At 72.5% G+C, this 12180-nt stretch carries 10 protein-coding genes; 3 read left to right on the top strand and 7 right to left on the bottom strand.

Features of this window, described 5'->3' with window-relative positions:
* Positions 1-10: 10 nt before the first annotated feature.
* Positions 11-631 (bottom strand): NADPH-dependent FMN reductase, encoded by a 621-nt coding sequence (locus ACIRPU_RS34455; RefSeq protein ID WP_355702900.1) that lies wholly within the window; start codon positions 629-631, stop codon positions 11-13.
* Between the two features lie 206 nt (positions 632-837).
* Here ACIRPU_RS34455 and ACIRPU_RS34450 point away from each other — a divergent pair, with 206 nt between their 5' ends.
* Positions 838-1839 carry an acetamidase/formamidase family protein gene (locus ACIRPU_RS34450; RefSeq protein ID WP_403874439.1) on the top strand — a complete coding sequence of 334 codons (1002 nt, stop codon included), beginning with the start codon at positions 838-840 and terminating at the stop codon, positions 1837-1839.
* An 83-nt stretch (positions 1840-1922) separates the two neighbouring features.
* Here the strand turns inward: ACIRPU_RS34450 and ACIRPU_RS34445 are convergent, their stop codons facing one another.
* Positions 1923-2945 (bottom strand): NADPH:quinone reductase, encoded by a 1023-nt coding sequence (locus ACIRPU_RS34445; RefSeq protein ID WP_403874437.1) that lies wholly within the window; start codon positions 2943-2945, stop codon positions 1923-1925.
* A gap of 187 nt (positions 2946-3132) precedes the next feature.
* Between ACIRPU_RS34445 and ACIRPU_RS34440 the strand changes: the two genes are divergently transcribed.
* Positions 3133-4329, top strand: coding sequence for a cytochrome P450 (locus ACIRPU_RS34440; RefSeq protein WP_403874435.1), 1197 nt, complete (start codon positions 3133-3135; stop codon positions 4327-4329).
* Positions 4330-4573: 244 nt separating this feature from the next.
* Here the strand turns inward: ACIRPU_RS34440 and ACIRPU_RS34435 are convergent, their stop codons facing one another.
* Positions 4574-6181, bottom strand: a complete 1608-nt coding sequence (locus tag ACIRPU_RS34435; RefSeq protein ID WP_403874433.1) for a bifunctional 3-(3-hydroxy-phenyl)propionate/3-hydroxycinnamic acid hydroxylase — start codon at positions 6179-6181, stop codon at positions 4574-4576.
* 571 nt (positions 6182-6752) lie between these two features.
* Here ACIRPU_RS34435 and ACIRPU_RS34430 point away from each other — a divergent pair.
* Positions 6753-8087 (top strand): LuxR C-terminal-related transcriptional regulator, encoded by a 1335-nt coding sequence (locus tag ACIRPU_RS34430; RefSeq protein ID WP_403874431.1) that lies wholly within the window; start codon positions 6753-6755, stop codon positions 8085-8087.
* Positions 8088-8122: 35 nt separating this feature from the next.
* On the opposite strand, the gene ACIRPU_RS34425 is transcribed toward ACIRPU_RS34430, so the two are convergent.
* Genes ACIRPU_RS34425 through ACIRPU_RS34410 form a run of 4 tightly spaced genes read right to left on the bottom strand, consistent with a single transcriptional unit; the run spans position 8123 to position 12007 of the window.
* A complete protein-coding gene (locus tag ACIRPU_RS34425; protein ID WP_403874429.1) occupies positions 8123-9094 on the bottom strand; it encodes an ROK family protein in 972 nt (323 codons plus the stop codon).
* Positions 9091-9756 (bottom strand): HAD-IA family hydrolase, encoded by a 666-nt coding sequence (locus ACIRPU_RS34420; RefSeq protein ID WP_355702908.1) that lies wholly within the window; start codon positions 9754-9756, stop codon positions 9091-9093. The genes ACIRPU_RS34425 and ACIRPU_RS34420 overlap by 4 nt, the downstream gene beginning before the upstream one ends.
* Positions 9756-10850: a Gfo/Idh/MocA family protein gene (locus tag ACIRPU_RS34415; protein ID WP_403874427.1), complete on the bottom strand. Its 1095-nt coding sequence runs from the start codon at positions 10848-10850 to the stop codon at positions 9756-9758. Before ACIRPU_RS34415 ends, ACIRPU_RS34420 begins: the two co-directional genes overlap by 1 nt.
* Positions 10847-12007, bottom strand: a complete 1161-nt coding sequence (locus ACIRPU_RS34410; protein ID WP_403874425.1) for a DegT/DnrJ/EryC1/StrS family aminotransferase — start codon at positions 12005-12007, stop codon at positions 10847-10849. Before ACIRPU_RS34410 ends, ACIRPU_RS34415 begins: the two co-directional genes overlap by 4 nt.
* Positions 12008-12180: the final 173 nt, after the last annotated feature.

The following is a 12180-nucleotide window of genomic DNA, read 5'->3' as shown; positions in this document are numbered from 1 at the left end:
TAAGGGCCGCTCACTGCCGGGGCTGGAGGAACGACAGCAACGGGGCGACCGCGTGCCGTCCGGCCTCCTCCTTGACGGCCTGCTGGAGGGAGGTGAGCTGGATGTCCACGAGCCGGCGGGTCCTCGGGTCGGTGAGGACGGTCGTGACCTCACCGCCCTCGGCCACGACGTCCTCCATCTTCGCCGGGGCCTCGGTGAGGTGCACCCACGGGCCGCTGATCACGAACGCGTGGCAGTCGCGCAGCACGCGCCCCAGATCGCTGAGGGCGTTGCGGCCGAGACCGGGGCCGGGCGTGGCCACCATGGTGACGACGCATTTGGCCAGCAGAGCGGACCTGGCCATCGGACGGGAGGCCCAGTCGATGGCGTTCTTGAGCACTCCCGGAATGGAGCCGTTGTACTCCGGACTCGCGATGATCAGGCCGTCCGCCTCGGCGATCGCCGTGCGCAGCCGGTGTACCGGCTTCGGGCAGTCCACGACGTCGAGGTCCTGGTCGTAGAGGGGTACCTCACCCAGGCCGTCGAAGAGTTCGATATCCATTCCCTCGGGTGCCAGCGGGGGCAGTGCACGCAGCAGACGCGTGTTGAACGAGTCCTGACGCAGTGACCCGGAAATGGCGAGAATACGCAACGAAAAAACTCCCTGTTGTGTTTTTCAAATCGCCTCACCATAACAGTCGACCTGTCCGGTCATGGATCTTTTTTAGCCTTATTGGTGAGCTGTTTACAGGGTCGGTCCGGCGCCCCTCGCGGGCCATCCGTCAGGTTGGTAGTTCTCGGCTCCATGGCCCACGAGGCCTTGCTGGCACGGCAGTTCGCTGTCTACCTTCAGTCGGCATGACGACGTATACGGTGGAATCCACGCACAAAAAGGTGCGTTCTGGAATCCTTGATCCGAAGGCTCCGCCCGCCGCCACGATCGAATCCGGGGACGAGGTCGACTACCCGAATACTTGGACGAATTGGCAGAACGAGATGAAATTCGGCATGTCGTTCGCCGAGCGTGCACGCCTGCGGGAAGAGTATCCGGGCTGCCCCTTCCAGCTGATCGGTCCGGTGGAAATGGCCGGTTCCCGGCCCGGAGACGTGATCGAATGCCGGCTGGTGCGGCTGCGGCTCGCGGACTGGGGGTGCAACGTCTTCCCGACCGGCGCCGGCGCGCTCCCGCGCGACTTCGACGAGCCGTACACGCACTACTTCCGCTTCGACGAGACCCGGACCCGCGCCGACTACGTGCACGGGATCTCGTTCGCCCTGGCGCCGTTCCTCGGCATCGTCGCGGTCGAGCCGGCCGGCGACGACCCGGTCAGCGCCCTGCCGGCCGGCGCCTACGGCGGCAACCTGTCCCTGCGCGAACTCACCGTCGGCTCGTCGCTGTTCCTGCCGGTGGCCAAACCCGGTGGCCGGATCTGGGTGGGCGACGTACACGCCCTGCAGGGGGACGGCCTCGTGGACCAGACGGCGATCAAGTCCACTGCGGAGGAACTGCGGATGCGTTACGACCTGCACCGGGGCGTCGGACTGACCCGACCGCTGGCCGAGACCGACACCCACTGGATCGGCTTCGGCTTCGCCGACAACCTCGACGACGCCCTGATCGACTGCCTCCGCGGCATGATCGCCTGGGTCGGCCTCGCGACCGGCGTCGGCGCCGCCGAGGCGTACGCGCTGTGCAGCATCTCGGCGAGCTTCCGCGTCACGCAGTACGCCGATCAGCGCGGCGCCCCGCACGTCGGCCTCGACGGACCGCCGAAGGGCGTGCACGGCCTGCTGCCGAAGGAGGTCTTCCCGGCGGAGCTGCGGTCGCGCGTCGACCGGTGGCTGCGCCCGGACAGCTGACGGGCCGTCGGGCCGCCGGCCGGCATCCGTCCGGGCGCCGAGGGTCGAGGGCGCCGAGGGTCGTGGGGGCCGAGGGTCGTCCCTCAGCCGAGATCGATCAGCACCTTGCCGGTCACCCCGCTCTCGACCGCGTCGTGGGCGTCGCCGGTGCGGTCGAGCGGGTAGCGGTGCAGCGGCAGCCCCGCCTCCTCGCCCACGGTCAGGGCTCCGTCCGCGACCGCCGCGGCGACGTCCGCCACGGCGGCGTCCTTCTCCTCGGGCGACAGCGTCAGCGCCAGCACGAACTGGTAGCGCAGGTTCCGGCCCACCAGCAGCCGGGTGGGCAGCCGGACCTCGCCGTCGCCCTCCGTCCCGTAGACGGCGACGGTGCCGCCCGGGGCGAGCACCTCCAGATCGAGATCGAGGTTCGCGGACGGAGCCACCTCGGTGATCAGGCTCACCCCCGCGGGCGCGATCGCGCGGATGTCCGCCGCGGCGCTGTCCGACCGGTGGCGCACCACATGCCCGGCGCCCGCGGCGCGCGCCAGCTTCTCCTTCTCCGGGGTGCCGACCGTCGCGATCACCGTCGCACCGCTCCACAGCGCGAGCTGGACCGCCGCGTGGCCGACGGCGCCCGTGCCGCCCGCCACCAGCACGGTGTGCCCGGCCAGCGTGTCCGGCCCGAGCCGGGCCGGCGCGGGCCGCGCCGAGGTCAGACACCGGTGCGCCGCCAGCGCGGGCAGCCCGAGGCTCGCGCCCAGCTCCAGCGAGGCGCCCGGCGGCAGTCGCACCGCCTGGCGGGACGGCAGCACCACGAACTCGGCGGCGGTGCCCTGCGGCCGCCGCCACGCCGACTCCCACATCCACACCCGTTCTCCCACGCGCTGCGCGGCGACGCCGGGGCCGACGGCCTCGACCACGCCGCTGCCGTCGTGATGGGGGGTCACCTCGGGGTACATCAGGCGTCCTTCGACGTGACCGAACCTGCGGCACTTCCAGTCGGTGGCGTTCACCCCCGAGATCGCCACCCGGACCCGGACCTCGCCGGGACCCGGCTCCGGCACCGGCCGGTCGACCAGTTCGAGGACATCCCGGTTTCCCACCGACGCATAGACGATCGCCTTCACTGGCACTCCTTCGACAGGGAGCCGCTGTGGAACCGGAAGCCGTCCCACGGCCGCGAGGCTAACCGCCGCGGTTCCGGCGGCACAGCGCTTCCCGCGATGCCCGTCAAGGTGAGGGATGGCGGGACGGCCGGGGATCACTAACGTCGCTTCGGTCCGCCGGTTCTGCCCGGCCTGAGGAGGATGTCGTATGGCAGCGCCCATCACCTACCAGCAACTCGTGGACCGGACCGACCACTTCGCCCCGCCGACGATCCTGACCGAGGCGGCGCCGTTGTCCCGCATGCTCTATCCGGACGGGCACGTCGGCTGGCTGGCCACCGGGCTCGAGGTGGCCAAGGAGGTGCTGAGCAGTCCCGCGTTCAGCCACAACTTCCATACGGCGCACTTCCCGATGCTGAAGAAGGGTGAGCCGTTCCCCTCCATGCCGATCATCCCGGGCATGTTCATCCACATGGACCCGCCCGAGCACACGCGCTACCGCGGCATGCTCACCACCGAGTTCGGCACGCGCCGCATGGCCGAACTCGCCCCGCGCATCAAGGAGATCGCGGCCGGGCAACTGGACTCCCTGCGCGCCCAGGGCTCGCCCGCCGACCTGTTGCCCGGCTACATCCGGCCGCTGGTGCTGAGGGTGCTCTCCGAGGTCGTCGGCGTCCCCTACGAGGACACCCCCACGCTGGCCGCGCTGGCGGACACCGCCAATGACGACGACGTGCCGCTGGAGGACGAGTTCGCCGCCGAGAAGCGGGCGTTCTTCCTCACCCGTGACCTGGTCGAGCGGGCCCGGACCTCGCCCGGCGACGACCTCCTGGGACGGTTGACGGCGGTCGAGGGGCTCTCCGACCGTGAGATCACCAACATGCTGCTGGTGGTCTTCGTCGCCGGTTTCGCCACCTGTGAGGGAGCCGTGGCGGCCGCGGCACTCGCGCTGCTCCACCACGGCGAGCCGTTCGCGGCCTTCCGCGCCGCGGCGGAATCGGGCCGGGGCACCGAGTCGGCGGTGGAGGAACTGCTGCGCCACACCACCGTGAACCAGTACCAGATCTTCCGCACGGCGCTGAAGGACACGCTCCTGCACGGCGAACTGGTCCGTGAGGGAGACACGGTGACCGTCTCGCTGCCGGCGGCGAACCGCGACCCGGCCCAGTTCGGCTGTCCCGCGCAGCTGGACCTCGGCCGGGAGGACGCCTCCGGCCACATCGCGTTCGGCTACGGCGCCCACGCGTGCGTCGGTCAGCGCCTGGGGCGCGCCGTGCTCGGCGTCGCGCTGGAGACGCTCGTGCAGGGGCTGCCGGAACTGGCCCTGGACGAGCCGCTGGAGGATGTCCCGCTGCGGGCCCGTACGCCGGTGCTGAGCGTGCGGAGGCTGCCCGTGCGCTGGTAGCCCGTGCGCCGGTGGCCCGTGCGGAGGCTGCCCGTGCGCCGGTGGCCCGTCGTCCGACCCGCTCGACGACCGACCCGCACGACGCCCGACCCGCGCGACGCCCGACCCGCACGACGCCCGGCCGGTGGACCCGAGCCGGGCGTTCGGCGTGCGTGGTGCGGCGACGTGAGGTGACCGGGCCGTGAAGACGGGCGTCACGGTTCCTGGTCGTGGCACCCCGTCCGCCCTCTCCCGGCCGGCCCGGTCAGTGGACGCGCGCGACCGGGGCGCCCCGCAACTGTGCGCGCAGTGCGTCGACGAGAGCGGTGGCGCCGCCCGGCCCGGCGGTGCCGAACACGTGGTAGTCGGGCCGGACCAGGATGCTCGCCGCGCCGAGTCGTTCGAGACAGGCGTGGTAGACGCCGTCGACGTCGCGGACCTCGCCCGGCCCGGCCGGTGAGCCGGGCGGCGCCAGACGTACCACGCGTGTCCCGAGACCGGCCAGGAACGTCCCGTGGTCGTCGCTCAGCTCGGCCGGATCCTCCGTGGTGAGCAGGACGAAGCCGGTGCCGATGAGCTGATCGAAGCGGCCCCGCACGCCGTCGGCCTCCAGCGTGCCGGCGATCAGGACCTCGCCCGCGCCACCGCACCCGTCCCCGGGCGGCCGCAGCAGCCCCTTCGTCAACGGCTCGGCGGCGGGCGGGCCTTGTCGCCGGCGGCCACCGCCGTTGGCCAGGATCGCCGCGTCCCGGTCGGCCGCCGCCGCCGGGTCGGTCACACAGATCACCCGGCCCAGCTTGACCGACGCGGTGATCGACGCCTTGGCCTGGGGGCGGCGTTCGAGCGTGTAGGTGTCGAGCAGGTGGTCCGGCGCCCGGCCCGTCAGCACCAGGTCGAGCTTCCAGGCGAGGTTGACGACGTCCCGGATGCCGGCGCACATGCCCTGTCCGGCGAACGGAGGCATCAGGTGAGCGGCGTCCCCGGCGAGGAAGACGCGGCCCGAACGCCACTGGTCGGCCCACAGGGCGCGGAACCGGTACGTGGCGTTGCGCAGCAGCGTGGCCGTGGCCGGGGTGACCCCGTGCGGGGCGAGCAGGCGCCAGGCGGCCTCGGTGGTGTCCAGCTCCGCGGCGCTCTCGCCCGGCAGGCGCATGAACTCCCAGCGGCGGCGCCCCGGCCCGCTGCCGACCACCGTCGTGGGGCGTGCCGGGTCGCACAGTTGCACGTTCGTCGGGACGAACTCGCGGGGCGGGTCGAGCCGGACGTCGCAGAGCAGCCACTCGTAGGAGAAGCCGAGGTCGGTGACGGACACGCCGATGTGCTCGCGCACGAAGCTGTTGGCGCCGTCGCAGCCCACCAGGTGCCGAGCGGTGAACGTGCGGGTCGCGCCGTCCTCGGTGACCGCGGTCGCCGTGACGCCCGAGGGCGTCTGGGCGATGTCCACCACGCGGTGGCCCAGGTGCGTCTCGACGCCCGGGAGCGTCGCCAGCCGTTTCGCGAGCAGCTCTTCGAGCGTCGGCTGGTGCATCGTGTTGGCGTCCGGCCAGCCGTACCGGCCGACACGGCTGAACGCGATGTCGAGCAGGGTCCGGTCGCTCCCGCTGCGCCACTGGTAGCCGGTCGCCGGCTCGGAGATTGCGGCCAGGTCGTCGCCGATGCCGGTGGTCGCGAGCAGACGCGCGGTCTCCCCGTCGAAGCTCGTCGCGCGGGGCAGCGGATAGGGCTCCGGCCGGCGCTCGAGGACGCACACCCGATGGCCGCGGTCGGCCAGCAGGATGGCGAGTACGGCGCCGACCGGGCCCCGGCCGACGACGATGACGTCCGGGCCGGGGGTGTCCGGGAAGGGTGGGGGCGGATGCGGTGTGCCGGGCATGTCCAGAGGCCTCCGTACCGCGTGAGGTGATGCGGCGGGCAACGGCTTCGGAACGCTACCGGCGGCCTGCGTGGCGTTGTCAAGGCCCGACCAGGGAGGCATTCGTATGACTGTCAGACTGGGGGATGCTGGGGTTGCGGCGCGCGGCATAGCCTGACGGCGGCGCACAGACCGATGCGGACACCAGTACGAGGGGGATACGTCGAGAAGTCATGGAAGCCGCTCCCGCCCCCCACGCGGTGCGCGGTCACGCCCCCTGTGGCCTGCGGCTCGGACCGGTGACGTAGGCCGGGCGGCCGCTCGGTCCTGATCTCGGCGGTACGGGGAGACGTTGCCGACCCGCTGCCCCGCTCCGGAGTTCAGGCCGCGGCAACGCGGTCCGGCCGGGCGAATCGATTCACCACACCCAGTATGCGCATGTGCACGCGCTTGCGAGTGCTGCGCACAGCACCTCACCGGTGGCTCCGCCAGGTCTTCCCACAAGGAACCGACCGGGGTCCGGCCGGTCCTGATGCGGCGTCGAGAGCGGACGCCGGTCCCCACCGCACAGACCGTCGAGTTGAGGGGTTTCATGGTCGGGCAAGCACGCGAACCGGATGCCTGTGAAGAATCGACACTGCTGACCTGCGTCGCGATCGACTGCGTCACCGCCGAAATCCTGACCCGGGCTCACGAGCACTGGCAGGACGGCAGCCTCAGGGGTGCCATAGCCCTCGCCGAAGAGGCGGTCGAGGCGGACTGCGGCCTCTGTGGCAGATGCTGTTCCGTCTATGCGGGTCTGCTGCTGACGCTGTTCCAGGTGGGCATCCGCCACCTGGAAGAGGCGGCGGACCTGCAGAACCGGCTCCTCGCCTCGCCGGAGGTGCAGGGCGACCCCCAACTCGTCGCGAGCTCCGTGCTCGTGGGGGCGAAGGTGGCGCTCGCCGCCGGTGACTTCGAGGACGCGGCCGCGCTCGCCGAACAAGGCCTGCGGCTCGCGGCCGAGACCGGCCTGACCGCCTGGACCCCGATCGGGAACCTGGTACTGGCCACGACGACCCTGCGCCGGGGCGACATCTCCGCCGCCCTGCACTACATCGGCAAGCTGGAGGAGGACGCGGTGTTCGCCCGGGAGATGTTCCCGATCGGACAGTCCGCGTGGGCCGTCGTACAGCTCAGCGAAGCGGGCAAGGGGCGCGACAAGGCCGCGGCCCTCGCCCGGGAACTGCTCGAGTCCGAGACGTTCACCCGCCGCCTGATGGTGGCGGAACCCGCGGCGGTGCCCTGGCTGGTCCGGCTGCTGCTCCGGGTCGGCGAGCACGGCCCCGCCCGTGCGGGAGTCCGTTTCGCCGAGCGGCTCGCGGCCGAGAACCCGGACGTCGACTCGGTCGGCGCCGCCGCCCTGCACGCCGCCGCACTGCTGGAGGGCGACCTCGACAAGCTGCGGCGTGCCGCGGAGTCCCACACCGATCCCTGGGCACGCGCCTCGGTGCTGGAGGACATCGGCGTCCGGCTCTGCGAAGGGCGGGAGGAATCCCCGGAGGCGGCGGGGTACTTCGAGCGCGCGATGCACGCCTACACCCGGATGGGATCGCTGCGCGACTCGTCGCGGGTCATGAGCCGGCTACGGAGTATCAACGCCAGCCCGCGCTCCCGTGAACGCTGCCGGCCGTGCAGCGGCGTCCGGGGACTGACCGACACGGAGTACGCCGTGGCGAAGCTGGTCTCCCAGGGACTGACCAACGGCGAGACGGCGGAACAGCTGTTCCTGTCCCGGCACACCGTCGCCTTCCATCTGCGCAAGGTGTTCCAGAAGGTAGGGGTCAAGTCCCGGCTCGAACTGGCCGTCATCTGGAACGAACTCGACACCGGCCCCGCCGACCCGGCCGTCGACGTCGCGCCCCTACCGATCTACAGCCGGATCTGACGGTCCGTCGCCCCGCGCTCGCGCGCCGGCCCTGCTCAGCCGGGGGGAGCAGGGCTCGCCGGAGCGCCGCTACGCGCCGGGTGCCGCCCCAGGACGCGGGCGAGGGCCACGGCTCCGTACAGCGACGTGAGCCCGCCCTGGCAGGCGGCGCGTACCGGCGGCGCGGGCACGCCCGGCCGGGCCAGGGCGTGCAGATGGTGCGCCACCCGGTCGACGAAGCCGGGCAGCCCGGCGGCGAATCCGCCGCCCACGACCACCAGTGCGGGGTGCATCAGCTCCCGGACGCCGGTGACCGCGAGCGCGATCCGGTGACAGGTGCGGTCCACGGCCTGCACGGCCCACGGCTCCTGGTGCACGAGGCCCTCCCGCAACTGCCGGTACGTCACGTCGGCGCCGTGCAGCAGGCGCGCCCGGGCCAGTGTGGCCGGCCCGGAAGCGGTGGACTGCAGACAGCCCCGCCGGCCGCACGGGCAGGGCGGACCGTCAGGGTCGGTCACCACATGACCGAGCTCGAAGGAGCCGCGGCCGAGGCCGGGGAGCGGGCCGGCGTCGGAGGTGAGGCCGCCTCCCACGCCGGTCCCGACCCCGACGTACAGCACGTCGGCGCAGCCGGTCGCCTCCGCCTCCGCCAGCGCGGCCAGGTCTCCGTCGTCGGCCCAGCCGACCGGCGTGTCCGGGAACAGCCTGGCCATGGCGCAGCGGACGTCCAGGCCGATCCACTCGGGCCGGCTCGGCCAGACCACCACATGATCGTCCGGGCCGACCGTGGCGGGCAGCGCGATACCCACGGCGGCGAACCCGCCCGGGACCTCCCGGTGCAACAGGCCCACCTCGGTGGCGAGCCGGGCCAGGTCGGCGACGACACCGCGGCTGTGCCAGCGCGCGACGCGCTCACGGACCTCCCCGCCCGGGGTCTCCGCACGCAGGGCCACCTTGGTGCCGCCGATGTCCATGCCGAGCCAGGCCGCCGGCTCCCGGGAGCCGGCGGCTGCGGAAGTCGGGTTCATCCCAGGCCGCCGACCGGAGCCGGGGGACACCAGGCCAGCAGATCCGCGGGAGATTTCAGGACCAGGTCGGGTCCGGCGTCCAGCAGGCCGTCCTCGTCGACGGTCGCCCAGGTCGCCCCGGCGGAGGTGACGCCCGCGCTCCGGGCGCTGTGCACGTCCGCGGGAGCGTCCCCCACCATGATGGTCTCCTCGGCCCGGGCGTCGAGCAGCCGCAGCGCCCGGAGCACGATGTCCGGCGCCGGCTTGGGGCGCTCGACCTCGTCGGATCCGATCACATGGTCGAAGAACTCGACGATGCGCAGGGTCTCCAGCAGCGAGCGGGCCCGCACCCCGGCCTTCCCGGTGGCCACGGCGAGCCCCAGTCCGCGGGCCCGCAGGGTCTGCAGCAGGTCCACGATCCCGTCGATCACCGGGACCTGGTCGGCCAGCCGGTAGCTCTCACGGACGAACGGCTCCTCCATCTCCGGAGGGAGGCCCATGACACGCATGATCTCCGGGAAGTACAGGCCCTGGTACCGCTGGTACTCCGCGAACGGGGCGGGGCCGTCACCGACCACCTCGGCGTACGCGACGGTGAAGGCCCTGCCCATCACCTCGTGGCTGTCGACCAGGACGCCGTCGAGGTCGAAGATCACCGCGCTGCGTGGCGCGACGGTCGTCATCACTCACCTGCCTTGAACTCGGCCGGTCCGGCCGGCACCAGGGACGTGGCCGCGGCAGCGTAGATCGCTTCGATGGCCGTGACGATGCGGTGGGCGCCCTCGATCGCCCGGCCCCGGGAGGAGGGCGCGAGCGGCAGCGTGCTCAGTGCCGAGAGCTGACGGTCGTACTCGGCGCCCACCGGTTGCGCGGGCACCCGGATGTCGCTGACCTCTCCCGCCCGGACATGGGTGATCCCGGGCCGCGGTACGCGATGGGGGCTGAAGCCGAAGGTGCAGCGCAGGGTCGCGGTCCCGGCGGTGCCCTCGACCCGGATCGTGGTGATGTCGTGCGTCGCGCCGTGCGAGGCCCAGCTGGCCCGCAGCCCGACGGAGAGGCCGCCCTCGGCCACCAGGAAGGCGCGCACGGTGTCCTCGACGTCGGCGGTGACGCCCGGGGCCGGCGGGTCGCGGCGCCAGGCCGCCGTCCAGTCGGCGTCGTTCACATGGTCGCCCGTGGCGACCGCCGCGATCTGATCGAACGTCAACGGGCCGACGACCGCGTCGAGCACGTCGAGGAGGTGCCAGCCCAGGTCGAACAGGACACCGCCGCCCGCCTGCGAGCGGTTGGTGAACCAGCCCCCGGCCTGGGGCACCCCGCGGGCCCGGATCCAGGACAGGTCGACGTTGCGGACACGGCCGAGCGACGGGACGAGCCGGGCCAGTTCGGCGACGTCGGCCCGGTGTCGGAAGGCGCTGCCCGCCAACAGGGGTGCGCCGCCCAGCCGTTCGGCGTCGGCGAGGAGCTCGGCCTCCCGGACGGAGAGACACACCGGCTTCTCCACGAACGTGGCGAGCCCCCGCAGCAGGAGATCCCGGGCGACCGGCGCATGGGCGTGGTTGGGGACGGCGACGACGGCGAGGTCGGCCCGCCCGGTGTCGAAGGCGCCGGGATCCGCGAAGGCCGGACGTCCGGTCGCGGCGGTGAACGCGGCGCGGCGCGCCGGATCGGGGTCGGCGGCGGCCACGACGTCGTAGCCGTCGTGGGCCAGCAACCGGGGAAGCCAGATCTCCTGGCCGGACCAGCCGAGTCCCACCAGGAACGTGCGTACGGTCATCCGGCGCGCACCAGCTCGGCGATGATGGCGGCGGCGTCCGTCAGCGCCGACACGGAGCCGAGCAGCGTCCGGTGGTGCAGCCAGACGCAGTCCGCGCTGATGGCCTCGGCGTTCGGACACCGCGCGGCCACCTCGTCCACCGTCTCGTCCGGGGCGTTGACCTCCCAGAAGGCGTCGGTCCGGTAGACGGCGCGGAACGCCGTGAACGCCGGGAGCCCCGCCTTCACCAGCTGTTCCACCAGGGCGTTGCGCCGCTCCTCGGACCAGCCGGGCAGCCGGAACATGGCCATGTAGTGGGGGTTGCGGTCGCAGCGGTCGTCGTCGGCCTGCGGCCGGACTCCGGGGATGTCGGCCAGCAGCGCGGACAGCACCGGCCACCGCTCCTCACGGACCGTGATCTGGCCGTCCAGCCGGGCGAGTTGGGCGCGCAGCACCGCGGCCGAGAACTCGTTGAGCCGCATGTTGGTGCCGGCCACCTGGTGCAGGTAGTGGCGGTCGGTGCGGGGGCGGCCGCAAGAGTGCCGCAGGAACGCCTTCTCGTACATCTCCTCGTCGGAGAAGACGAGGGCGCCGCCTTCGCCGGCGGTCATCAGCTTGCCGTTCTGGAAGCTGAACGCGGCGACCGAGCCCAGTTCGCCGACCCGCCGGCCACGCCACCGCGCCCCGTGTGCGTGCGCCGCGTCCTGGAGCAGCGCCACGCCGGCGTCGGCGGCGAGCTTCTCCAGTCCGTCCATGTCCGCCATCAGCCCGGCCATGTGCACGGGCATGATCACTTTGGTGCGCGGGGTGATGGCCGCGGCCGCCGCGGCGACGTCGATGCAGTACGTCCCGGGGTCCACGTCCACGGGCACGGCGACCGCGCCGAGCCGCTGCACCGCCTGCGAGGACGAGATGAAGGTGATCGCGGGGACGATCACCTCGTCGCCCGGACCGACGCCCATGGTCTGCAGCCCGAGTTCCAGCGCATGCGTTCCGTTGGTGACGGCCAGCGCGTGCCCGGCACCGTGATACTGGGCGAACTCCTCCTCGAAGGCGGTGACTTCACCGCCTCCCATGCGCCACCACTGGCCCTGTGCCAGCGCACGTTCGAGAGCCTCACGTTCGGTGTCGTCGAACTGGGGCCAGGCCGGGAAGGTCGGGGCGGGCCGGGGATTCATGCTGGCAACTCTCCTCTTGTCTCCCGCCCGCAACGGTGGGTTCCCTCCGAGCAGCCTCGGCCGTCCACCGTGGAGAGGGTCCATGTCCTGCGCCGTCTCGCGGACCGCCCCGGAAGAAGGGGCAGGGCATCCAGAGGCGAGGTGATCGAGTGTCGCTTCACCGTAGGCAGCGG

The sequence above is a fragment of the Streptomyces sp. NPDC102259 genome, from assembly GCF_044766465.1.
Classification (GTDB): domain Bacteria; phylum Actinomycetota; class Actinomycetes; order Streptomycetales; family Streptomycetaceae; genus Streptomyces.
The sequence above is the reverse complement of the archived record's forward strand: the minus strand, read 5'-3'. Positions and strand labels throughout refer to the sequence as shown.

Bases quoted from the DNA above. Each gene is read 5' to 3' on its own strand.
- ACIRPU_RS34450 (WP_403874439.1), top strand. From the start codon at position 838: ATGACGACGTATACGGTGGAATCCACGCACAAAAAGGTGCGTTCTGGA.
- ACIRPU_RS34440 (WP_403874435.1), top strand. From the start codon at position 3,133: ATGGCAGCGCCCATCACCTACCAGCAACTCGTGGACCGGACCGACCAC.
- ACIRPU_RS34435 (WP_403874433.1), bottom strand. From the start codon at position 6,181: ATGCCCGGCACACCGCATCCGCCCCCACCCTTCCCGGACACCCCCGGC.
- ACIRPU_RS34430 (WP_403874431.1), top strand. From the start codon at position 6,753: ATGGTCGGGCAAGCACGCGAACCGGATGCCTGTGAAGAATCGACACTG.
- ACIRPU_RS34425 (WP_403874429.1), bottom strand. From the start codon at position 9,094: ATGAACCCGACTTCCGCAGCCGCCGGCTCCCGGGAGCCGGCGGCCTGG.
- ACIRPU_RS34420 (WP_355702908.1), bottom strand. From the start codon at position 9,756: ATGACGACCGTCGCGCCACGCAGCGCGGTGATCTTCGACCTCGACGGC.
- ACIRPU_RS34415 (WP_403874427.1), bottom strand. From the start codon at position 10,850: ATGACCGTACGCACGTTCCTGGTGGGACTCGGCTGGTCCGGCCAGGAG.
- ACIRPU_RS34410 (WP_403874425.1), bottom strand. From the start codon at position 12,007: ATGAATCCCCGGCCCGCCCCGACCTTCCCGGCCTGGCCCCAGTTCGAC.